Annotated in this window: 20 protein-coding genes; 8 read left to right on the top strand and 12 right to left on the bottom strand. The window is 57.4% G+C overall.

The window, feature by feature from the left end; all coding sequences use genetic code 11:
• Positions 1-45: 45 nt before the first annotated feature.
• The 4 genes from aqpZ to hcr all read left to right on the top strand — a co-directional run bounded on the left by aqpZ (position 46) and on the right by hcr (position 4,584).
• Positions 46-741 carry an aquaporin Z gene (gene aqpZ, locus WFM46_RS02215; protein WP_156654199.1) on the top strand — a complete coding sequence of 232 codons (696 nt, stop codon included), beginning with the start codon at positions 46-48 and terminating at the stop codon, positions 739-741.
• Positions 742-908: 167 nt separating this feature from the next.
• The gene (locus WFM46_RS02210; RefSeq protein ID WP_180209133.1) at positions 909-1,808 is read left to right on the top strand and encodes a LysO family transporter; all 900 of its coding nucleotides are present in this window, start codon (positions 909-911) and stop codon (positions 1,806-1,808) included.
• Between the two features lie 143 nt (positions 1,809-1,951).
• On the top strand, positions 1,952-3,604 hold the full coding sequence (gene hcp, locus WFM46_RS02205; RefSeq protein ID WP_336996992.1) for a hydroxylamine reductase: 1,653 nt from the start codon (positions 1,952-1,954) through the stop codon (positions 3,602-3,604).
• An 11-nt stretch (positions 3,605-3,615) separates the two neighbouring features.
• Positions 3,616-4,584: an NADH oxidoreductase gene (gene hcr / locus WFM46_RS02200; protein WP_336996991.1), complete on the top strand. Its 969-nt coding sequence runs from the start codon at positions 3,616-3,618 to the stop codon at positions 4,582-4,584.
• Between the two features lie 99 nt (positions 4,585-4,683).
• On the opposite strand, the gene WFM46_RS02195 is transcribed toward hcr, so the two are convergent.
• Positions 4,684-5,118: a DoxX family protein gene (locus WFM46_RS02195; RefSeq protein ID WP_156654197.1), complete on the bottom strand. Its 435-nt coding sequence runs from the start codon at positions 5,116-5,118 to the stop codon at positions 4,684-4,686.
• A 151-nt stretch (positions 5,119-5,269) separates the two neighbouring features.
• Between WFM46_RS02195 and poxB the strand changes: the two genes are divergently transcribed.
• The 4 genes from poxB to WFM46_RS02175 all read left to right on the top strand — a co-directional run bounded on the left by poxB (position 5,270) and on the right by WFM46_RS02175 (position 10,579).
• Complete coding sequence (gene poxB, locus WFM46_RS02190) at positions 5,270-6,988, top strand: ubiquinone-dependent pyruvate dehydrogenase (RefSeq protein WP_103823407.1); 1,719 nt, start codon at positions 5,270-5,272, stop codon at positions 6,986-6,988.
• 38 nt (positions 6,989-7,026) lie between these two features.
• Positions 7,027-8,028 (top strand): low-specificity L-threonine aldolase, encoded by a 1,002-nt coding sequence (ltaE, locus tag WFM46_RS02185; RefSeq protein WP_336996990.1) that lies wholly within the window; start codon positions 7,027-7,029, stop codon positions 8,026-8,028.
• Between the two features lie 9 nt (positions 8,029-8,037).
• Positions 8,038-9,474, top strand: coding sequence for an SDR family oxidoreductase (locus WFM46_RS02180; protein ID WP_159339218.1), 1,437 nt, complete (start codon positions 8,038-8,040; stop codon positions 9,472-9,474).
• A 91-nt stretch (positions 9,475-9,565) separates the two neighbouring features.
• Positions 9,566-10,579, top strand: a complete 1,014-nt coding sequence (locus tag WFM46_RS02175) for an NAD-dependent epimerase/dehydratase family protein (protein WP_103178888.1) — start codon at positions 9,566-9,568, stop codon at positions 10,577-10,579.
• A gap of 55 nt (positions 10,580-10,634) precedes the next feature.
• On the opposite strand, the gene WFM46_RS02170 is transcribed toward WFM46_RS02175, so the two are convergent.
• From WFM46_RS02170 to gspG, 11 genes are all read right to left on the bottom strand, one after another.
• On the bottom strand, positions 10,635-12,476 hold the full coding sequence (locus WFM46_RS02170) for a glycoside hydrolase family 19 protein (protein ID WP_336996989.1): 1,842 nt from the start codon (positions 12,474-12,476) through the stop codon (positions 10,635-10,637).
• A 135-nt stretch (positions 12,477-12,611) separates the two neighbouring features.
• Positions 12,612-13,055, bottom strand: a complete 444-nt coding sequence (iagB, locus tag WFM46_RS02165) for a type III secretion system invasion protein IagB (RefSeq protein ID WP_180209127.1) — start codon at positions 13,053-13,055, stop codon at positions 12,612-12,614.
• 96 nt (positions 13,056-13,151) lie between these two features.
• Positions 13,152-15,842: a glycosyl hydrolase family 18 protein gene (locus tag WFM46_RS02160; RefSeq protein ID WP_336996988.1), complete on the bottom strand. Its 2,691-nt coding sequence runs from the start codon at positions 15,840-15,842 to the stop codon at positions 13,152-13,154.
• A gap of 247 nt (positions 15,843-16,089) precedes the next feature.
• Positions 16,090-16,887: a prepilin peptidase gene (locus WFM46_RS02155; RefSeq protein WP_336996987.1), complete on the bottom strand. Its 798-nt coding sequence runs from the start codon at positions 16,885-16,887 to the stop codon at positions 16,090-16,092.
• A complete protein-coding gene (locus WFM46_RS02150; protein ID WP_336996986.1) occupies positions 16,884-17,369 on the bottom strand; it encodes a type II secretion system protein M in 486 nt (161 codons plus the stop codon). Before WFM46_RS02150 ends, WFM46_RS02155 begins: the two co-directional genes overlap by 4 nt.
• On the bottom strand, positions 17,366-18,511 hold the full coding sequence (gene gspL, locus WFM46_RS02145) for a type II secretion system protein GspL (protein WP_336996985.1): 1,146 nt from the start codon (positions 18,509-18,511) through the stop codon (positions 17,366-17,368). Before gspL ends, WFM46_RS02150 begins: the two co-directional genes overlap by 4 nt.
• 15 nt (positions 18,512-18,526) lie before the next feature.
• Entirely contained in the window at positions 18,527-19,540 is a 1,014-nt protein-coding gene (gspK, locus tag WFM46_RS02140; RefSeq protein WP_336996984.1) for a type II secretion system minor pseudopilin GspK, read from the bottom strand.
• Positions 19,537-20,196, bottom strand: a complete 660-nt coding sequence (gene gspJ, locus WFM46_RS02135; RefSeq protein WP_336996983.1) for a type II secretion system minor pseudopilin GspJ — start codon at positions 20,194-20,196, stop codon at positions 19,537-19,539. Before gspJ ends, gspK begins: the two co-directional genes overlap by 4 nt.
• Positions 20,193-20,573 carry a type II secretion system minor pseudopilin GspI gene (gene gspI, locus WFM46_RS02130; protein ID WP_103178880.1) on the bottom strand — a complete coding sequence of 127 codons (381 nt, stop codon included), beginning with the start codon at positions 20,571-20,573 and terminating at the stop codon, positions 20,193-20,195. Before gspI ends, gspJ begins: the two co-directional genes overlap by 4 nt.
• Positions 20,566-21,051: a type II secretion system minor pseudopilin GspH gene (gene gspH, locus WFM46_RS02125; protein WP_336996982.1), complete on the bottom strand. Its 486-nt coding sequence runs from the start codon at positions 21,049-21,051 to the stop codon at positions 20,566-20,568. Before gspH ends, gspI begins: the two co-directional genes overlap by 8 nt.
• On the bottom strand, positions 21,051-21,494 hold the full coding sequence (gene gspG / locus WFM46_RS02120) for a type II secretion system major pseudopilin GspG (RefSeq protein ID WP_336996981.1): 444 nt from the start codon (positions 21,492-21,494) through the stop codon (positions 21,051-21,053). The genes gspH and gspG overlap by 1 nt, the downstream gene beginning before the upstream one ends.
• Positions 21,495-21,496 lie beyond the last annotated feature (2 nt).

Raw genomic sequence — 21,496 nt, 5'->3', positions numbered from 1 at the left:
ATAACAATGGCGCAGGATTGCGCTCATTTTTTCTTTGAGGTGGTTATGTTCAGAAAATTAGCAGCGGAATGTTTTGGGACATTCTGGTTGGTATTTGGTGGCTGCGGTAGCGCCGTCCTGGCAGCAGGGTTCCCGGAACTGGGAATTGGTTTTGTCGGCGTTTCGCTGGCCTTTGGTTTAACGGTTTTAACGATGGCGTATGCCGTGGGGCATATTTCCGGCGGTCACTTTAACCCGGCGGTAACATTAGGGTTGTGGGCCGGCGGCCGTTTTCCGGCAAAAGAGGTTGCTGGCTATATTATTGCCCAGGTCATTGGTGGAATTATTGCTGCCGCTATTTTGTATGTTATTGCCAGCGGTAAAGCGGGCTTTGATGCTGCGGCCAGCGGCTTTGCCTCAAACGGCTTTGGCGAACACTCCCCGGGCGGTTTCTCCATGCTCTCTGCCATCGTGATTGAAATTGTGCTGACTGCGGGCTTCCTGCTGGTGATCCACGGCGCAACGGATAAACACGCCCCGGCCGGTTTCGCGCCGATTGCGATTGGCCTGGCGCTGACCCTGATCCACCTGATCAGCATTCCGGTGACCAACACCTCTGTTAACCCGGCGCGCAGCACAGCGGTAGCCATCTTCCAGGGCGGCTGGGCACTGCAACAGCTGTGGCTGTTCTGGGTGATGCCGATTATCGGCGGTATTATTGGCGGCGTGCTGTACCGCACCCTGCTGGAAAAACGCGATTAAGCGTGCGCGCGTTGTGGCGCCGGGTGATGGCTTCGCCTTACCCGGCCTACGGGACAGCATTTCGTAGGCCGGGCAAGCGAAGCGCCGCCCGGCACTGTTTTCATCTTTACTGAACCGTCTGAATTGGGTAGTGTCACAGCGCCACTCATATACAGGACCGGTTGTTCATGTTTTCAGGACTCTTAATCATTCTGCTCCCACTGATCGTGGGCTATCTCATTCCTCTTCATCAGCTGTCAGCGTTAAAACTGATCAACCGACTTTTGAGCGGAATTGTCTACGTCATTCTCTTTTTTATGGGGATCAGCCTCGCCTTCCTCGATAATCTTGCCACCAATTTGCTCTCTATCCTGCACTACTCCATTATTACGATGGCCATTATTTTGCTCTGTAATATCGCGGCCCTGTTCTGGCTGGAGCGCGCTATTCCGTGGAAAAACCATCACCATCAGGAAAAATTGCCTTCACGTATTGCCATGGCGCTGGAGTCATTAAAATTATGCGGCGTGGTGGTGCTCGGTTTTCTGCTGGGGCTGACAGGATTCTCTTTTTTACAACACGCCACCGAGGCCAGTGAATATACCCTGATCTTCCTGCTGTTCCTTATTGGTATTCAGCTGCGAAATAATGGCATGACCTTAAAACAGATCGTTCTCAACCGTCGCGGCATGATAGTGGCGGTGGTGGTGGTGGGCAGTTCGCTGATTGGCGGGGTGATTAACGCCTTTATTCTCGACCTGCCGCTGAATACTGCCCTGGCGATGGCCTCCGGTTTTGGCTGGTATTCGCTTTCCGGCATTCTGTTAACCGAGTCTTTCGGTCCGGTCATTGGCAGCGCCGCCTTCTTTAACGATCTGGGGCGCGAGCTGATCGCCATCATGCTGATCCCCGGTCTGGTGCGCCGCAGTCGTTCCACGGCGCTGGGGCTGTGCGGTGCCACCTCGATGGATTTCACCCTGCCGGTGCTGCAACGCTCGGGCGGGCTGGAGATGGTACCTGCCGCCATCGTTCACGGCTTTATTTTAAGCCTGCTGGTGCCCGTCATGATGGCGTTCTTCTCAGCCTGATACTTCTTTGGCGGTAGCCTGCTGCCGCCAAAATTGCGCTAAATCAATATCCCTCTACTTTGTGGCAAAAAGCGCTTCCCACCGTATCGCCACAGGCATAATCTTAAACATGTATATTAAATATAACTTTAACAGGTGTGATTATGTTTTGTGTGCAATGTGAACAAACCATCCGTACCCCAGCTGGCAACGGCTGCTCTTACGCACAGGGCATGTGCGGTAAAACCGCAGAAACCTCCGATCTGCAGGATTTACTGATCGCCTCCCTGCAGGGTTTATCCGCCTGGGCAGTTAAAGCCCGGGAATATGGCATTATCGACCACTACGTTGATCACTTCGCCCCGCGCGCGTTTTTCTCTACCCTGACTAACGTGAACTTCGACTCCCCGCGCATTGTGGGCTACGCCCGCGAAGCCATCGCCCTGCGTGAAGCCCTCAAAGCGCAGTGCCTGAATGTGGATGCCAGCGCCCAGGTCGATAACCCGATGGCCGATTTGCAGCTGGTCAGCGACGACCTCGGCGATCTGCAGCGCCAGGCGGCTGAATTTACCCCGAACAAAGACAAAGCGGCGATTGGCGAGAACATTCTCGGCCTGCGTCTGCTCTGCCTGTACGGCCTGAAAGGCGCCGCGGCCTATATGGAGCACGCCCACGTTCTGGATCAGTACGACAACGACATCTACGCCCAGTACCACAAAATTATGGCGTGGCTCGGCACCTGGCCTTCCGACATGAACGCCCTGCTGGAGTGTTCCATGGAGATCGGCCAGATGAACTTCAAAGTGATGAGCATCCTGGATGCCGGTGAAACCACCAAATATGGCCACCCAACCCCGACGCAGGTCAACGTCAAAGCAACCGAAGGCAAATGCATCCTGATCTCCGGTCACGACCTGAAAGATCTCTACAACCTGCTGGAGCAGACCGATGGCACCGGCGTTAACGTCTACACCCACGGTGAGATGCTGCCCGCCCACGGCTACCCGGAACTGCGTAAATTCAAACATCTGATCGGGAACTACGGCAGCGGCTGGCAGAACCAGCAGGTGGAATTCGCCCGCTTCCCGGGCCCTATCGTGATGACCTCGAACTGCATCATCGACCCGACGGTGGGTGCCTACGATGACCGCATCTGGACCCGCAGCATCGTCGGCTGGCCGGGCGTGAGCCACCTCGAAGGCGACGATTTTGGTCCGGTGATTGCCCAGGCCCAGCAGATGGCGGGCTTCCCCTACAGCGAAATTCCGCACCTGATCACCGTCGGTTTCGGTCGCCAGACCCTGCTGGGTGCGGCGGATTCCCTGATTGACCTGGTGAGCCGCGAAAAACTGCGTCACATCTTCCTGGTGGGCGGCTGCGACGGCGCGCGCGGGGAACGTAACTACTTCACCGACTTCGCCACCAGCGTGCCGGACGACTGCCTCATCCTGACCCTGGCCTGCGGTAAGTACCGCTTCAACAAGCTGGAGTTCGGGGATATCGAAGGGCTGCCGCGCCTGATCGATGCCGGTCAGTGTAACGATGCCTACTCAGCCATCATCCTCGCGGTCACCCTGGCGGAAAAACTGGGCTGCGGCGTAAACGATCTGCCGCTGTCGCTGGTGCTCTCCTGGTTCGAGCAGAAAGCGATTGTGATCCTGCTGACCCTGCTCTCGCTGGGCGTGAAAAACATCGTCACCGGCCCGACGGCGCCTGGCTTCTTTACCCCGGATCTGCTGGCGGTTCTCAACGAGAAGTTCGGTCTGCGTTCCGTGACCACCGTTGAAGAAGATATGAAGCAACTGCTGAGCGCGTAAGGAGTAAACGTATGACGATGCCAACCCATCAGTGCCCATGGCGGATGCAGGTGCACCACATCCAACAGGAAACGCCGGATGTCTGGACGATTTCGCTGCTGTGCCACGACTATTATCCTTACCGTGCCGGGCAGTATGCGCTGGTCAGCGTGCGTCACTCCGCAGAGACGCTGCGGGCGTACACGATCTCCTCGACGCCGGGCATCAGCGAGTACATTACGCTGACGGTTCGTCGCATTGATGAGGGGGCGGGCTCACAGTGGCTGACAGGTGAGGTGAAGCGTGGGGATTACATCTGGCTCTCTGACGCGCAGGGAGATTTTACCTGCGACGATAAGCCGGACGACAAATTCCTGCTGCTGGCCGCCGGCTGCGGCGTCACGCCGGTGATGTCGATGCGGCGCTGGCTGGCGAAGAATCGCCCGCAGGCTGACGTGGCGGTGATCTTCAGCGTGCGCTCGCCGCAGGATGTCATTTTTGCAGACGAATGGCGTCACTATCCGGTTACCCTGGTGGCAGAAAACAACGCTACAGAGGGGTTTGTCGCCGGTCGCCTGAGTCGCGAACTGCTGCAAAGCGTACCGGACATCGCCTCCCGCACGGTGATGACCTGTGGTCCGGCGCCCTATATGGCAATCGTTGAAGAAGAGGTGAAGGCCCTGGGCGTGACCCGCTTCTTTAAAGAGCAGTTCTTTACCCCGGTCGCGGAAGCCGCCACCAGCGGATTGAAGATCACCAAACTGCAGCCTGCGCAAACCTTCTTTGGCCGCGTGGGCAGCACGCTGCTGGAGGCGCTGGAGAGCAATAACGTGCCGGTGGTGGCTGCCTGTCGTGCAGGCGTGTGCGGCTGCTGTAAAACAAAAGTGGTGGACGGGAACTATACCGTTACCAGCACCATGACGCTGACGGATGCCGAAGTGGCGGAAGGCTATGTGCTGGCCTGCTCCTGCCATCCGCAGGGGGATCTGGTGCTGGCCTGAAAAAACGCCCGGTGGCGCTACGCTTGCCGGGCCTACAAAAGAGCGTGAACCGTAGGCCGGGCAAACGCAGTGCCGCCCGGCATTACCGCCGCAGAGGAATTACTTCCACGCCGGATCGCTGACCACCGCAAACCGCCCTGCCCCCAAAAATGCCACCGCCAGCGCCCCCACAAAGAAATAGACCAGACTCTCAATCGCCCATGCCCCTACCGCATCCAGCGCGAAGGTTTTCCCGGTGCCTACCATCAGCCACGCCACCACCATGGTGAACGCTAATATCAGCGCCGCCGGACGGGTGAGAATGCCGAGAATAATCAGGATCGGCGCCACCACTTCCCCCATCAGCACGCCCCAGGCGATAAAGCCCGGCAGCCCTTTTGCCACCAGCATGCCTGCAATCCCCCCGACCCCGTCGATAGCCTTATGCAGGCCATGAAACAGCATCAACCCCCCTACCGCCAGGCGCAGCAACAATCTGCCGAAATCTTCGTGCGTTAGCGTTTTATTAACAGCAAGTAACAATGATTTAACCATCTGAATTAACTCCATTTTTAACTAAACTCATACCACAATATGACGAAATGTTGCACAGTGAAAGCAACTATTAATAAGGGGGATTCCGCGGGCATGCCGGTCAGTTTCATCTAAGCTTGAAAGCGTTATCACATTCAGGAGATGGACTACCATGAAACAAACCGTGGCGAACTATATTGCGAAAATGCTGGAACAGGCCGGGGTAAAACGGATCTGGGGTGTTACCGGGGATTCCCTCAACGGTCTGAGCGACAGCCTGAACCGAATGGGCACCATCGAATGGATGCCGACCCGCCATGAGGAGGTCGCCGCGTTCGCCGCCGGGGCCGAAGCCCAACTTACCGGAGAGCTGGCGGTCTGTGCGGGCTCGTGCGGGCCTGGCAACCTGCACCTGATCAACGGTCTGTTTGATTGTCACCGTAATCATGTCCCGGTGCTGGCTATCGCCGCGCACATTCCGTCGAGCGAGATTGGCAGCGGCTATTTTCAGGAGACGCATCCGCAGGAGCTGTTCCGTGAATGCAGCCACTACTGTGAACTGGTCTCCTCCCCTGAGCAGATCCCCCAGGTGCTGGCCCTGGCGATGCGCAACGCCATTCTGAAGCGCGGCGTTTCGGTGATTGTGCTACCAGGCGACGTGGCGCTGCAGGCGGCGCCGGAAAGTGCCAGTACCCACTGGTATCCCGCGCCCCAGCCGGTGGTGACGCCCGCCCTCGCGGAGCTGAAAAAACTGGCCCAGCTGCTGCGCTACTCCAGCAATATCGCCCTGATGTGCGGCAGCGGCTGCGCCGGGGCCCACGAGGAGCTGCTGGAATTTGCCGGCACCCTGAAGGCGCCGATTGTTCACGCCCTGCGCGGGAAAGAGCATGTGGAGTACGATAACCCCTACGACGTGGGGATGACCGGGCTAATTGGCTTCTCCTCCGGGTTCCACACCATGATGAATGCCGACACCCTGGTGCTGCTCGGCACCCAGTTCCCCTATCGCGCGTTTTACCCCACCGACGCCAAAATTATCCAGATCGACATTAACCCCGCCAGCATCGGGGCGCACAGCAAAGTGGATATGGCGCTGGTGGGCGACATCAAGGCGACCCTGAGCGCACTCATGCCGCTGCTGGAGGAGAAGACCGATCGCACCTTCCTGGATAAAGCCCTGAGCGATTATCGCGATGCCCGCAAAGGGCTGGATGACAAGGCGAAACCCAGCGATAAAGCGCTGCACCCGCAGTATCTGGCCCAGCAGATCAGTCGTTACGCCGACGAGGATGCCATCTTTACCTGCGACGTGGGTACCCCCACCGTCTGGGCGGCGCGTTACCTGAAAATGAACGGCAAGCGCCGCCTGCTGGGGTCGTTTAACCACGGCTCAATGGCCAACGCCATGCCGCAGGCGCTGGGGGCGAAAGCCACCGCGCCGGACCGTCAGGTGGTGGCGATGTGCGGCGACGGCGGCTTCAGCATGCTGATGGGCGACTTCCTTTCAGTGGCGCAGATGAAACTGCCGATCAAAATCATCGTCTTTAACAACAGCGTGCTGGGCTTTGTGGCGATGGAGATGAAAGCGGGCGGCTATCTGACCGACGGTACGGATCTGCACGACACCAACTTCGCCGCCATCGCCGAAGCCTGCGGCATTACCGGTATTCGCGTGGAGAAAGCCTCAGAGGTGGATGAGGCCTTGCAGCGCGCCTTTGCCACCGACGGCCCGGTGCTGGTGGATGTGGTGGTGGCCAAAGAGGAGCTGGCTATTCCGCCGCAGATCAAACTGGAACAGGCGAAGGGCTTTAGTCTGTATATGCTGCGCGCCATTATCAGTGGCCGCGGTGACGAAGTTTTGGAGCTGGCAAAAACCAACTGGCTCAGGTAAAACATTTCACATCACCTTTTAAACTATAGGGATGTGAAATGATTGATTTACGTAGCGATACCGTAACCCGCCCGACGCAGGCCATGCTCAAGGAGATGCTGGCCGCGCCGGTCGGGGACGACGTCTATGGCGATGACCCCACCGTTAACGAACTTCAGCGCTATGCCGCCGAACTGAGCGGCCACGAGGCCGCCCTGTTCCTGCCCACCGGCACCCAGGCGAACCTGGTGGCCCTGCTCAGCCACTGCGAGCGCGGCGAAGAGTATATCGTCGGCCAGGGGGCGCATAACTACCTGTACGAAGCGGGCGGCGCGGCGGTGCTGGGCAGCATTCAGCCCCAGCCGATCGATGCCGCCGCAGACGGCACCCTGCCGCTGGACAAGGTGGCGGCTAAAATCAAAGCCGACGACATTCACTTCGCCCGCACCAGACTGCTCAGCCTCGAAAACACCCATAACGGCAAAGTGCTGCCGCGCGACTACCTGAAAGCGGCGTGGGAGTTTACCCGCGAGCGTAAACTGGGGCTGCACGTCGACGGCGCGCGCATCTTCAACGCCGTGGTGGAGTATGGCTGCGAGCTGAAAGCGATTACGCAATATTGCGACTCGTTCACCATTTGTCTCTCCAAAGGGCTGGGCACGCCGGTGGGCTCCCTGCTGGTGGGCAACGCCGACTACATCAAGCGCGCCAACCGCTGGCGCAAAATGACCGGCGGCGGCATGCGCCAGGCCGGGATCCTCGCCGCGGCGGGTCTGTACGCCCTGAAAAATAACGTAGCCCGCCTGAAGGACGATCACGACAACGCCGCGTGGATGGCTGCGCAGCTGCGCGAGATCGGCGCCGACGTGATGCGTCACGACACCAACATGCTCTTTGTCCGCGTCGGAGAGGAACATGCCGCAGCATTAGGCGAGTTTATGAAGGCGCGCGGCGTGCTGATTAACGCCTCGCCGGTGGTGCGTCTGGTGATGCATCTCGACGTTAACCGCGAGCAGCTGACAGACGTGGTTGCCCACTGGCAGGCATTTTTGCAGCGCTAAGGAGTCCACGTGCCGCAACGTATTCTGGTGCTGGGTGCCAGCGGGTATATCGGTCAACATCTGGTGGCCGCCCTGAGCGCACACGGGCATCAGGTCCGGGCTGCGGCACGCAGCATTGAACGTCTGCAAAAGCAGGCCCTGCCCCACGTCACCTGCCATGCTATCGACCTCAACTGGCCGCAGACGCTGGCGGCGCTGCTGGAGGGGGTGGATACCCTTTACTATCTGGTACACAGCATGGGCGAAGGGGGGGACTTTATCGCCCACGAGCGGCAGGTTGCGATGAACGTGCGCGACGTGCTGCTGGAACACCCGGTTAAGCAGATTATCTTTCTCAGTTCGTTACAGGCACCGGCGCATGAGCAGTCCGACCATCTGCGCGCCCGGCAACTTACCGCCGATATCCTGCGCAGCGCTGGGATCCCGCTTACCGAACTGCGGGCCGGGATCATCGTTGGCGCCGGTTCTGCCGCCTTCGAAGTGATGCGCGATATGGTCTATAACCTGCCGGTGCTGACCCCGCCGCGCTGGGTCCGCTCCCGCACCACGCCGATTGCGCTGGAGAACCTGCTGCACTATATGGTGGAGCTTCTCAACCACCCGGCCACGCAGCACCGGGTGCTGGAGGCCGCCGGACCCGAGGTGTTGAGCTATCAGCAGCAGTTTGAGCATTTTATGCGGGTAAGTGGCCGTCGTCGCCCGCTGATCCCCATTCCTTTCCCGACCCGCTGGATCTCAGTGTGGTTTTTAAATGTGATTACCTCCGTGCCGCCGACCATTGCCAAAGCGTTAATCCAGGGTCTGAAACACGATCTGCTGGCGGACGATCGCGCGCTGCGCAACCTGATCCCGCAAACGCTGATCCCCTTCGATGACGCGGTTCGTAACACGCTGAAAGAAGAGGAGAAGCTGGTGAACTCCAGCGACTGGGGCTACGACGCCCAGGCGTTCGCCCGCTGGCGTCCGGAATATGGTTACTACCCGAAACAGGCCGGATGCACGGTGAAAACCACCGCCAGCCTCAGCGCCCTGTGGGAAGTGGTGAACCAGATCGGCGGTAAAGAGCGCTACTTCTTTGGCAACGCACTGTGGCAAACCCGGGCGATGATGGATCGGCTCGTCGGGCATAAGCTGGCGAAAGGCCGTCCGGCTGCGCCATATTTGCAAACAGGCGATACCGTTGACAGCTGGAAGGTAATTATCGTTGAACCTGAAAAGCAGCTGGCGCTGCTGTTTGGCATGAAAGCCCCCGGCCTCGGGCGGTTGTGCTTTACGCTCAAGGACAAAGGCGACCACCGGGAGCTGGACGTGCGCGCCTGGTGGCATCCGCACGGCATGCCAGGTCTGTTCTACTGGCTGCTGATGATCCCGGCGCACCTGTTTATCTTCCGGGGAATGGCCCGGCGTATTGTTTTTCTGGCAGAACAAAACAGAGAAAAAGAGTAATTAAAACTCTGAATCTTTCACGTTTCCCATTGCATACAGTCGTAATTCACGGAAGAATGCGCACGAAATTCTTTCAATACAGTGGATCGATATGAAGGTACTGGTTACCGGCGCCACCAGCGGCTTAGGCCGCAATGCGGTGGAGTTTTTGCGCAATAAAGGCGTCAGCGTCCGGGCCACCGGTCGTAATGAAGCGATGGGTAAATTGCTGCAAAAAATGGGCGCAGAGTTTGTCCATGCCGACCTGACGGAACTGGTCTCTTCCCAGGCAAAAGTGATGCTGGCCGGAATCGATACGCTGTGGCACTGCTCCAGCTTTACCTCACCCTGGGGAACCCAGGAAGCGTTCGACCTGGCAAACGTGCGCGCCACCCGCCGTCTGGGTGAGTGGGCTGTGGCCTGGGGCGTGCGCAACTTCGTGCATATCTCCTCGCCGTCGCTCTATTTCGACTATCACCACCATCGCGATATCCAGGAAGATTTCCGTCCGGCGCGCTTCGCCTGCGAATTTGCCCGCAGTAAAGCCGCCAGCGAAGAGGTAATCGATCTGCTGGCGCAGTCTAACCCGCACACCCGTTTTACCATTTTGCGTCCGCAGAGCCTGTTTGGCCCGCACGACAAAGTGTTTATTCCGCGCCTGGCGCAGATGATGCACCACTACGGCAGCGTGTTGTTGCCGCGCGGCGGGGATGCGCTGGTGGACATGACCTATTACGACAATGCCATTCATGCCATGTGGCTGGCCAGCCAACGTGAGTGCGACGGGCTGCCATCCGGCCGGGCATACAACATCACCAACGGCGAGCCACGCTCGCTGCGCAGCATTGTGCAAAAGCTGATCGACGAGCTGAACATTCACTGCCGGATCCGCTCCGTGCCCTACCCGATGCTGGATATTATTGCCCGCAGCATGGAGCGGCTGGGCAATAAGGCTGCCAAAGAGCCGATGCTGACGCACTACGGGGTGTCGAAACTGAACTTTGATTTTACCCTCGATACACAACGCGCTGAGAGTGAGCTGGGCTATAAGCCGCTGGTGACGCTGGATGAGGGGATTGTGCGCACCGCGGCCTGGCTGCGGGATCACGGGAAGTTACATCGCTAACAGCCCGGCGCGCGGCAGAGAAAAAAACGGCAACCCTGAGGTTGCCGTTTTGCTATTAAAGCGCGGTCCAGGCGTCTGCCCATGCCAGGCCAACGCCTGGTTCATAGTAAGCCGGGGTGCTGTTACACCAGCCGCTGTACGGGAACGGCTTGCACTGGAAGAGTTTACCGTGGTTGTTCACAATATCCCCTGCGTTGTACTTGTTGTTGGCGCTCCACGCCGCGTAAGTGTCTGAGCCTTCGTCACCTGACGGGGTCTGCGCTTTCGCTTTCACGTTCAGCAGGTAAGTCGTGGTGTCGCTCAGTTCGCCATCGCTGACGGTCAGGCTCACTTCAATCTGCTGAGCCGTTGCCGCCTCAGGCGCAGTAAAGGTCACTACCGCTTTGTCTTCACCGGAGACGGTCTGGCCGTCCTGGGAACGCCAGGTGTAGGTCAGTTTGTTGCCATCTTCGTCAGTGGAGCCTTCCGCGCTCAGGGAGACCTGGGCACCCGCGTCAACCGCCCCAACCGGGCCGGAAATGACCGCAACCGGCGCATGGTTAGTCACAGCTGGCGTCTCATCTGCTGGCGTATTGTCAGCCGGGGTGTTGTCAGCCGGAGTATTATCCGCTGGCGTATTGTCTGCCGGGGTATTGTCCGCAGGCGTGTTATCGCTCGGGTTAACCGCAGAGCCATCGTCATTGACGATATTCACGTTAAAGAACTTCTGCACGCACTTGGTGTAGTCGCCCTCTTTAAAGGCACTGAATGGCGTCTGATAACCCACCAGCTGACAGGCGTAGGTTTTGCCGTCTGGCGTATCTGCGCTCCATCCCCAGTCCTGTTCCCAGTAAATTTTCAGGGCACCGGCGCCGCCTTCATCAAACTGCTTCATGTTGGCGCAGCCCAGGACTTCATTTTCCGGAACCGGCACTTTCAGGTAGTTGGCGAACTCTTTGTAGTATTTGATCCGGTTTTCCGACTGGGCAATTTCCGTCGGGCCGCCACATTCCACGCCGCCGTTAATGATTTGGGTGGTCACGCCGAAGCCCGGTACCAGGCCGTTAGCTTTGTCGTGATCGTTTGGCTGCCAGGTGCCGTCGATAACCTGCAGCATGCTCGGCTTCGGCGGTTGCGGGTAGGCGAAGAAGAAGATGGCGCTCGCCAGGTTCAGCCAGGTATCGGCAACCAGCTCCGGTTTGTCCAGCAGCGTGCGGACGTCGCCAAACATCGCTTCCGAGAACGGACCGTAGTTATAGTTGTAGGAGAGCTGCTTGGCGCCGCGGCCAAAGTAGCTCAGGAAATCGCCGTCTTTGTCTTTGCCGCACGGCCAGGTCTGTCCCTGCCAGACATCCGGGTTGCATTCGCCGTTATAGCCGCCCTTCTGGCCTTCGCTCCAGCCCATTTCGCGAACGTATACCAGCGCCTGACGCCATTCGGCTTCCGGACGCCAGGATTCATGCCCGCCGGTCTCCTGCGCGAAGTGTGCAAACATGGTCGCCAGCTCTTTACGGCAAATCGCCAGGCTGTCGCGGCCATCGGTGTAGGTATCGCACAGCGCCGGGAATTTACCCACCGCTTTCAGGAAGTTGCTGTAGCTGTACTCTTTGGCGCGCAGCGGGAACAGATACTCCCAGTCGCTCTCCTTCAGAATGCTTTCAACACGCTTCACGTTATCTGGATTGGTCGCCTTACCCGGCTCAATCTGCTCCACCAGGGCGTTATCCAGGGTGCGGATTGTCGCCTTGACCGACTTCATCAGCGGAAAATCCGTTAACGCCTGCTCTTTTTTTGCCAGATCGCTGGCTTTCATCGTGTAGGGTTCACTGCTTTCCGCCTTGAGCATGTTTGCCTGTGCCATTACTGGCGCAACACACGCCCCCGCGACCAGAATGCTCAGCAATGTCCTTTTATTCATCTACGTTGTTCCTTTTAAAAACGATAATAAGCAATACGAACTCGATTTATGTATTAACCCTTTAATAAATAAATCCGGGACAGCAACCTTTTCTTTCTGAAGAACACTCGTAAGATATTCTTCAAAAAAAACTGATTATCGGTACTGTGACATCCGTTTTATTCTTTGATATTTCGCCCAGACTTTTCTGGCGTAAATCCTGCGCTGGGGATAATTCTCCGGTTTCAGTCCCGCGTTATAGGCGCCGACCGCCTCCCAGTTATAGCCGTAAACGTTAATCATGCCGGAGAGAATAGAAGCGCCAACCATAATAGAGGTGCAGGGCTCCGTTATTAACCGGTATTCATCAATGCCTTTTTTTTCCAGCTCAGCAAAATGCGTACTATTTATTTGCATCAGACCGACATCCCGGGAGCCGTCGTGGTTATAACCGACCGCGTTCGGATTGAGGCCGGACTCCACGTCCGCAATGGCAAATAATAACCAGGGATCGACATGGTAATATTTCCCGGCAGAATTCCAGCAGTTGGCTAATGCCCCCTGACTGATTAACAACAACAGAAAAATAACGCGTTTCATCTCTTCACCTGGCCGACGCTGATGGACTGACCGCGCGGTGAAGCGCGGTCATTGATGGCGGGCAAAGATCGCGCCCGCCATCTCAGAGAAGGACGATTATTTGCAGTCTGCTGCTGCGCCTTCTTTCACCCATACATCGCTGTTGGCTGGGTTATCACCACGGGTCCACCACTTCGCACGGTAAACGAAACCTTCATAAGTGGTCGTGTCGCCGCCGTTATAAACCATTTCTGGTTGCCAGCTGAACTTCACTTTGCTGACCAGTTCCCATGCTCCCTCGCCAAAGCCAGGCTGGTTGCCCTGAGTCCAGTACTTCGCTTTCCAGACCAGATGGTCGAAGCTAACGGTATCGCCAGTGTTGTAGACCTTGCTACTGCTCCACGCAGCATATTTGCTGGCGTTGGCATCGACAGGCTTATCACAGCTACCGGTTGCCCCTTCGTCGGACGGAGGAGTGTCTTCATCAGCTGGTGGCGTGACGTCATCCGCAGGCGGCGTGACATCATCGGCTGGCTCAGACGCTTTTGGCGTGACGTTAACCTGCACGGTTGAGTGCACGCTCTCTTTGCCATCGCCGACCACTACGCTCAGGGAGTAGCTGGACTCGGAGGTCACCTCCGGCGCAGTGATACGCACGCTTGAGGTATTGATACCGGTAGCATTCATCTCTGCCGGTACGCTCCAGCTATAGGTCAGCGCATCGCCATCTGGATCGGATGCCTGGACATGCAGGGACTGCGTCTGACCCGCTTCCAGGGTGACGGCCTGCATTGGGTTAACCACCGGAGCCTGGTTCGCTTTAGGCGCTTTGTTGACGACCTGGACGTTCACGGTGCTGGAGAGCCCTTTCGCATCGGTCACGGTCAGACGGAAGGCCATGGTATGGTCGCTGGTCACAGCCGGAACGCTAAAGGTGGCTTTCGCGGAGGTGCTGTTCGCGATATTCACCGTGGTTCCGGAAATCTGCGTCCACTTGTAGGTCAGCGCATCGCCATCCTGGTCGGAAGAAGCAGAACCATCCAGCGTGACGGTCACCGGACCGGTCACGGTCTGGTCAGCAGCGGTCGCCACAGGCGCGTGGTTGGTGTTCGCTGGCTCGTCAGAAGAGGAACCGTTGCCCAACAGGCTTTCGTTCATGGCGTTCAGGATATCGCCGTTATCGGATTCAATAGACCATGCGAACAGACCGCCGAGGTTTTTGTCCAGTACGTACTTGCCTTTCGCCGCAACCGAACGGGCGTCGTCATAGCTCACCAGCTCGCCGGTGGCTTTGTTGAACAGGTAAGGCGCTTCTGCCGCGCTGTCATATTTGTACTCCCAGCCTGGCTTGCCTTTCATCTGATTGGCAATCACGCGGTAGTCAATGATACCCGCTTCCCAGGTACCCGGAATTGCGCCAGTCGCGGTGCCGGTGAATGGATTGTCGCCGGTGTAGCCGTGTACGCCGGTCCAGCCGCGACCGTACATCGCTGCACCCACTACGATTTTGCCCGGCTGTACTTTCTGATCCAGCATCGCTTTCACGGCGTTATCGGTGGTGTAGTTGGTATCTGGTTTCCAGGAAGCACCGTACAGCGCCGCCTGGTGACCCAGTTCGGTGTTACTCCATGCGCCATAGTAGTCGTAGCTCATCAGGAAGATATGGTCGATGTACTGCTGTGCAGTGGTGTAATCGACATCTTCAATCTTATCTCTACCGGCGCCGATAGCGGTGGTCAGCTCGTAAGTACGGCCAGTCTCAGCAGACAGCTCGTTCAGCATGGCGCGCAGATCGTGCATCAGTGCGGTATAGGTGGCTTTGTCGGTCTGCGGGTTGCCCAGTTTGGCATTCTCGCCACCGCCGCCCGGGAATTCCCAGTCGATATCCACGCCATCAAACACTTTCCAGGTTTTCAGGAACTCTTTAACTGAGCCGACGAAACGGTCGCGCAGCACTTTGTTGTCCATCTGGAAGAAGGGATCGGACAGGGTCCAGCCGCCCACGGAAGGCAGGATCTTCAGGTTTGGATTGGCTTTTTTCATCGCCATCAGCTGGCCGTAGTTGCCTTTGTACGGTTCGTCCCAGCCGGTCACACCCTGCTGTGGTTTTTGCAGCGCAGCCCACGGGTCATGAATGGCGACGGTGTAGTCCTGACGGCCAGCACAGGCGCGTTTCAGGGATTCCAGCGCGCCGGAAGATTTAGCGCTGTCGTTGATGCCATCGCCACCGCAAATTGGAATGAAGCCGTAAAGAATGTGGTTCAGGTTGGCAACCGGGATTTTATCCACGGTGAAGTTACGGTCGTATACGCCCCACTCAGGGAAATAGGCCGCAACCACTTTATCGGTATGTTTGGCGAACGCTTTGTTGTTCTCATGAAGCGTGGTGTTTAATGGCAGCAGGTGGCTACCGTCGGTATCCGCCACAATGATCAGTTTGCTGGCGCTGGTGCTACAGCCGCTGTCATTACATACCTGAACCTGCTCCTGGTAACGCCCCCCTTTTTTCACCTTAAAGGTGGCGGAGCCTGTCGCGCCGCTCGCGCCAGACCAGACTTCCTTACCATCCAGCAGCACTTTTGCCGAGGTTGGAGCATCACCACTCCAGACATTCCACTCAACTTTAACGTCTGCGCCATCGTGAACTTTTACCAGAGAGTTATAGTCCTGCGCGGCCTGGTCAACTTCAACAATAGCAAACTTGTCGTTGCCGCTGGTCAATGATGGCACACCTGGAACGGCTGCAAATACAGGGCTGGTTGCCGCTGCAACAAAAAGCGCCAGGTATTTAGGCTTAAAGAAATTCATTTTCATATCCTAATAACTCTACGTGAACTTTAAAAAACATGTCTTCCTTAAACATGAAATAAAACCAACATGGATTTAAAAAAAATTAAATACATAATGACTTAAAATGTTTTTAATATTTTCAGTTAATCTTAATTATAAAATTAACGTCACATGCGGTTTACAACGAAGATAGTATTAGCAAAAAAATGATTACTCACCTCTTTCCCTTGTCGAAAAAATCTCAAAATATAATTGACAGATTTAATTAGGGGATGAGTGAATAATTTTGCAAAATAAAGGTAATAACGCCTCCGACCGCCAGTGCCGGGCCAAAAGGAATGTGCGCGGCTTTTTGATCCGCTTTAATAAAGAGGAGATGTCCGGCAATGCCGGTTAACGACGCCAGTAACAGTACATCAGGCAGCGCCTGCCAGCCGCACCAGGCGCCCAGCGCGGCCAGCAGCTTGAAATCACCGTAACCCAGACCTTCGCGACCGGTCATCAGGCGAAACGTCCAGTAGACAAGCCAGAGAGAGAGGTAACCCGCCACGGCGCCGATAATGGCATCGCGCAGAGGCAGCGTCGGGCTGATAAGGTGGACCAGCAGCCCGGCCCACAGCAGCGGTTGTGTCAGGCAGTCCGGCAGCAGCAGATGCCGCCCATCGATGAGGGCGAGCGGCAGCAAAAAGGCGCTCAACAGCCAGAGGGAAAAGAGCCCGGCAAGGTCTGGCATAGACCAGGCGGTGGTGCCAAAAAAGAGGAAGGTAAAGGCTTCAAGTAACCATAAACGCAATGGGATAGCGCTGCCGCAGTAGTGGCAGCGCCCCCGTAGCGCCAACCAGCTTACCAGTGGGATATTTTGCCACCAGGCCAAATCATGCTGGCACGCCGGGCAGTGCGAGCCCGGAACGAGTAAGTTAATCCCGGCCTCATCTTCAAGCAGCATCGGCGGGATCCGCTCTGCTACCACGCCGAGAAAGCTGCCGATAATTGCGCCAAAAACGGCGCTCATCAGGCTGAACAGGCCCGGGCTGCTCTCTCTGAACAGGACGAAAGCCGTCATGCCGTTTTTTTCCAGCTAAGCTGGATCTCTGCCCTGACGTCACGCTGGTGGTCGACAGGAGTCAGCTTTATTTTCTCCAGTTTGATCCCTGAGGTGGCGTTAATTTCGCGCAACCAGTTCTTCAGCTCATTGATCTCCATCCGGGGCACAATGAACGATAACGTCTGCCCCTCCTGACGCACATCATTTAGCGGCAGCTTTATTTGCTTTGCGCTGTTTTCCACCACGCTACGCGGATTGTCGGTTGTTAATTGCTGCACCTGGAGATGGTTTTTATCGATTTCGCTACGCATCCAGTTAAGGGTATCTCTCTGGCGCTTCAGCGTTGACTGGCTATTTTTAATCATATTATCCAGCGGAACCATGCCGCCGTAATAGACGACGGCGCAGCCCAGCGCCGCGGCGTAGAATTTCATCAGCACCTTTTCACGGGCAGAGTAATTCTGATACCGCGCTTTAAGCTGTGCGACACGCTCTTTCATTTGTGTTTCCCCGTGATCATGGCGGTAAAGGGCGCGGCCGTTGAAACCGGCTGCAGCGAAAAGTTGAAATCCGCACTGCTCTGCTGAATGAACGCCTGCAGCGATGCGCTGTTCTGGCTGCTGGCGCTGAGCGTCCAGCGGTTTTGCGCACCGTCATAATCCAGCAGGTTAATTTCTATACCCGGAACCGCCTGCTTCGCTTTGTTCAGATCCGCCATTTGCAGAAAGACGCCTTTGTTAACCTTCTTCAGGTTCTGACCAAAGTGATACTTAATATTGCTTTGCTGGCGAAGGCTGGGGAAATGATACTGATAGACCGTGGCGATCTCCTGTTGCAGCTGGTTTTCCTGGTGCACCAGCAGCAGGGCCATCGCCAGTCTCGGCCCCAGCAGCAATCCGACGCTGAGCAGCGCCAGGGCAACCATTGCCCCTTTCATGCCTTTGGAGGCACCGCCCCGTGCGCCGCGGGGATGAAACTCGCCGTGCAGCACATTGGCCCGGCAGTTCTGCCACTGCGGCTGGATCAGCACTAACGGGTGCTGCCAGGGTAAGGATTCATCCACCGCAATTCCGGCAGGCGCCTCGCCATAGCAGCGCACCATCCCCGGCTGAGATTTCGCCATCAGCAGCGGCAGCAGCGAGGCGTCGGCTTCACAGGCGCTGGCCGGTGAAAAGCGCAGCCAGTAGCTCTCATCCAGCGCAACCAGCGTGCTTCCGCCTTCCACGACCGGCAGCAGCCAGGCGTCAGGCAGGGCCTGAACGACCTTCAGCCCGGCCTGCTCAAAGCGGGTGAGCCAGTTGCGCAAGCGCCGACCATCAATGGCGACAGCATCCACTTCATCTCCTTTTTTGCTCAACACCGTCCAGTGCAGGTCGTCGACGTCACCGATCAGCGTCTCCTCGGCCATCCACGAGAATGGCGTCGCCTGGGCGCTGAGCCCTTTCTTTGGCAGGGAGAAGTGGCGGAAGATCGTCTCACCGGCGGGTAACAGCAGACAGACGCGCGACGCCAGCGGATGGTCCGCAAGCGTCGACAGGGCCGCCATGCCGTGGAGCGTATTGACCTGCTGGCTCCCGGATTCGCACCATGCAATGGTCCCATCCTCGCGGCTGTCGGGACGTACAAAAAGTATCTTTTTCATCGGTATCGGCTTTTGTTATTCAATCATTCGGTAACGGCGCTGCCAGGTTACGATCTCGCCCGCTTCACTGTTAACCTGAAGCTGACTGACCACGCGCAGCGTTAAATCATCGGTGTTGCCGGTGTAGTTCACCCGGAAGTAGCGACTGTTGACGGCTACCTGTTCAGCCACCTGAGTTAACTCGTCTTTCAGCTGGGGGAAGTTTTGCTCCAGCGCCTTGCTGAAGGCCTCCACGTTTTCCCATCCCGCTTCCGGGCGCGACGCGAGCAGCCGGGCGGCGTCATCCTCCGTCAGTTTTCCCGCAAACAGCGCCGCCAGCAGTTTTGCCTGTTCAGGCTTGAGGGTATTGACGTTGATCTTGCTGCTGGCATCCGGCAGGGCGCACAGTAGCGCGCTGACTTTGGCATAGGCCGATGCCGGAAACGCGGGCAGTAGCCTGATTTCGCTGATGTTGCGCATCATCTGGTTGGCCGGAAGCCGAGCGGGCTGCACACCTGCCCGGGCATCACTTTCCGCGGCCCCTTTCGCCGTGGTGCTGTCGCCGTCCAGGTAATCCACCAGCTGTTGATAGACCTGCTCAGCGGTGATCTGATCCAGACCCGCGTCGGCCAGCAGTTGTTCAACCGTCTGCTGCTTACGGGACTTCTCCGGTATGGCTGACGTGGCCTGATCCTTTGCCGCCTGCTCCACGGTGAGCAGATTATTGACGTTAAAGCAGTCCTGCGCGTCCTCAACCTGGCTCACCACCGTGTAAAACTCCCCCTGTGTCTCAAGGGGTTGATGCCACTCACCGTCCGGCTCCAGCGGATTCTCGCCGCTGGCGGCGGTCTGCAACAGCTGCTTCACCGCCTGCTCCTGGCGCTGTATCGCCCAGCGCAGCTGCTGCTGGCTCACCTGGTAGTGGGTTTTCTGTAAATTACGGCTGAACTGTTGGCTGATTCTGGCCGCAAGGGCCGACATCATCACCAGCAGGATTAGCACCACCAGCAGCGCAACGCCCCGCTGCTGGCTTTGATTCATTTTGTTCATGGCTGACTTTCCGGTACCGGTGCTGGCGCTTGTTCAGGAGCGGACGCAGGCTTCGCCTCTTCGGGCTTTTCAGCCGTTTTCACGGCGATCTGCGGCTGCGGCATGTCGCCTGGGGTGGTAAAGACCCAGCGCCAGGTGTCGCCGCTCTCCATGGTCAGGGTCAACTCGACCCCGTCTGGCTGATGCCCGCTCTCTCGCCAGTGCTTCTGCCATGAACCGCTGAAAAATCGCCACTGGGCGGATTTCACCTCAGAGACAATCGGCACCGCTTCGGGTTTTACGCCTGCCGGGCTGTCGATGGTCGGCCAGACATCGCGCCACAGCCGGTGATCCTCAAACCGCCAGCGCACCCGCTCCAGCTGAACATGCCCGCTCACCCCGTTGAGGGTGGTCAGTTCGATGGCGTTATCATCCTGGCGAAAAACGTCGGGTTCATTGCGCGGTGCCCGGGCCTGCTGCTGAAAAAAATCACGCTCCAGCAGGCTCCAGGCGCGCTGGATCTGATTGAGCCTGGACGCGTTGCGATCGGTGGCATTGCTGGTACGCATCGCGCCGTCGAGGATCTGCCAGGCGAGGGTGCTGATCACCGCAAAGATGGTCAGCGCAATCATGATCTCCAGCAGCGTAAAGCCGCGCTGGCTTTGCCGTTTCTTCATTTTTTCTCTCCCGGAGGCAGTACCCGCATCGCTACCACCGGCTGGCTCTCATCCCCTTCGGCATAGACCAGGATCTCATCCGCCCAGCGCTTATCGGCAACCTTCACCCGCTGCATCCGCCAGTTCCAGTTGCGCCCGCCCATCAGTTCCGTCCCCTTCTGCCCTGCATCCGGGAAGTCGCTCTTGGTCAGCTGCGCTTCGGCGAGCAGATTCTCAGCGACCCAGCTGGCCTGGAGGGTATCCGCCAGACCGTGGGTAAAGCGCACGTTCAGGGAGACAGAGTTCATTAACGCCAGCGCGGCGGTGGAGAAGATCACCAGGGCGACCATCACCTCCAGCAGCGTCATCCCGCGCTGCGAGGCATTTCGTTTAGCCATCGTTCTCTACCGTAACCGGTGCCGCGCCCTGCGACACCACGCGGAAATGGTGTTGTTTATCGTCACTCTGTAATGTCAGGGTGAAACGGCTCATCTCGCCGTCCGGCAAAAAGACGATCTGCGGCTCGGCGTCAGGCGTGGCGGCCAGACGCTGCGGGGTGAGCGAGACGTGCATCCCTTCAGGGAAGTCGCCCCCGGTAGTGATACGGCGTTGCGCTAACAACACCCAGCGACGTTCACCCTTTTTTTCACTAAGCGTCATCAGCTGATATTTATCCGGCGTCACCACCAGGCCCACAATATTTCCGTCCATCACCGCCCGGTCGGAACCATATTCAACAACGGCTTTTAATTGCTGACCAAATATATCCGCGCCGTTGCGCGACGGTATTGTTGAGACCACCATCATGGCGCAGCTGGCGAATATCACCAGCGCGAGAATAATTTCCAGCAGCGTAAAGCCGCGTTGCCTGTTCATTATTTTTTATCGAGCGACCAGTTGGTAATATCGTCTGCGGTATTGGCTTCGCCGTCCGGACCGGCGGAGAATACGTCAACGGCGCCATGTTCGCCCGGGCTGACCAGAATATAATCACTGCCCCACGGATCCTGCGGCAGACGGCGAATATAGCCGTCAGCGCGGTAGCCGTTCGGGATTGGCGCGATTTCAGGTTTGGTGACCAGCGCCTGCAGGCCCTGTTCAGTGGTGGGATAACGGTGGTTATCCAGCTTATACATATCCAGCGAGCCTTCCAGCGCCACAATATCGCTGGTGGCTTTCTGGATATCCGCTTTCTCTTTATTTCCCATTAAATTCGGCACCACCATACTGGCCAGTACGCCGAGAATAACAATGACCACCATTAATTCGAGCAAAGTAAAGCCCGCCTGGCCCGCCAGTTTTTTTCGTTTCATCGCCATAA

It is taken from the genome of Leclercia sp. M50, assembly GCF_037150775.1.
Classification (GTDB): Bacteria; Pseudomonadota; Gammaproteobacteria; order Enterobacterales; family Enterobacteriaceae; genus Enterobacter.
This window is presented reverse-complemented; position numbering and strand designations above follow the sequence as displayed.

Bases quoted from the DNA above. Each gene is read 5' to 3' on its own strand.
- aqpZ (WP_156654199.1), top strand. From the start codon at position 46: ATGTTCAGAAAATTAGCAGCGGAATGTTTTGGGACATTCTGGTTGGTA.
- WFM46_RS02210 (WP_180209133.1), top strand. From the start codon at position 909: ATGTTTTCAGGACTCTTAATCATTCTGCTCCCACTGATCGTGGGCTAT.
- hcp (WP_336996992.1), top strand. From the start codon at position 1,952: ATGTTTTGTGTGCAATGTGAACAAACCATCCGTACCCCAGCTGGCAAC.
- hcr (WP_336996991.1), top strand. From the start codon at position 3,616: ATGACGATGCCAACCCATCAGTGCCCATGGCGGATGCAGGTGCACCAC.
- WFM46_RS02195 (WP_156654197.1), bottom strand. From the start codon at position 5,118: ATGGTTAAATCATTGTTACTTGCTGTTAATAAAACGCTAACGCACGAA.
- poxB (WP_103823407.1), top strand. From the start codon at position 5,270: ATGAAACAAACCGTGGCGAACTATATTGCGAAAATGCTGGAACAGGCC.
- ltaE (WP_336996990.1), top strand. From the start codon at position 7,027: ATGATTGATTTACGTAGCGATACCGTAACCCGCCCGACGCAGGCCATG.
- WFM46_RS02175 (WP_103178888.1), top strand. From the start codon at position 9,566: ATGAAGGTACTGGTTACCGGCGCCACCAGCGGCTTAGGCCGCAATGCG.
- WFM46_RS02170 (WP_336996989.1), bottom strand. From the start codon at position 12,476: ATGAATAAAAGGACATTGCTGAGCATTCTGGTCGCGGGGGCGTGTGTT.
- iagB (WP_180209127.1), bottom strand. From the start codon at position 13,055: ATGAAACGCGTTATTTTTCTGTTGTTGTTAATCAGTCAGGGGGCATTA.
- WFM46_RS02160 (WP_336996988.1), bottom strand. From the start codon at position 15,842: ATGAATTTCTTTAAGCCTAAATACCTGGCGCTTTTTGTTGCAGCGGCA.
- WFM46_RS02155 (WP_336996987.1), bottom strand. From the start codon at position 16,887: ATGACGGCTTTCGTCCTGTTCAGAGAGAGCAGCCCGGGCCTGTTCAGC.
- WFM46_RS02150 (WP_336996986.1), bottom strand. From the start codon at position 17,369: ATGAAAGAGCGTGTCGCACAGCTTAAAGCGCGGTATCAGAATTACTCT.
- gspL (WP_336996985.1), bottom strand. From the start codon at position 18,511: ATGAAAAAGATACTTTTTGTACGTCCCGACAGCCGCGAGGATGGGACC.
- gspK (WP_336996984.1), bottom strand. From the start codon at position 19,540: ATGAACAAAATGAATCAAAGCCAGCAGCGGGGCGTTGCGCTGCTGGTG.
- gspJ (WP_336996983.1), bottom strand. From the start codon at position 20,196: ATGAAGAAACGGCAAAGCCAGCGCGGCTTTACGCTGCTGGAGATCATG.
- gspI (WP_103178880.1), bottom strand. From the start codon at position 20,573: ATGGCTAAACGAAATGCCTCGCAGCGCGGGATGACGCTGCTGGAGGTG.
- gspH (WP_336996982.1), bottom strand. From the start codon at position 21,051: ATGAACAGGCAACGCGGCTTTACGCTGCTGGAAATTATTCTCGCGCTG.
- gspG (WP_336996981.1), bottom strand. From the start codon at position 21,494: ATGGCGATGAAACGAAAAAAACTGGCGGGCCAGGCGGGCTTTACTTTG.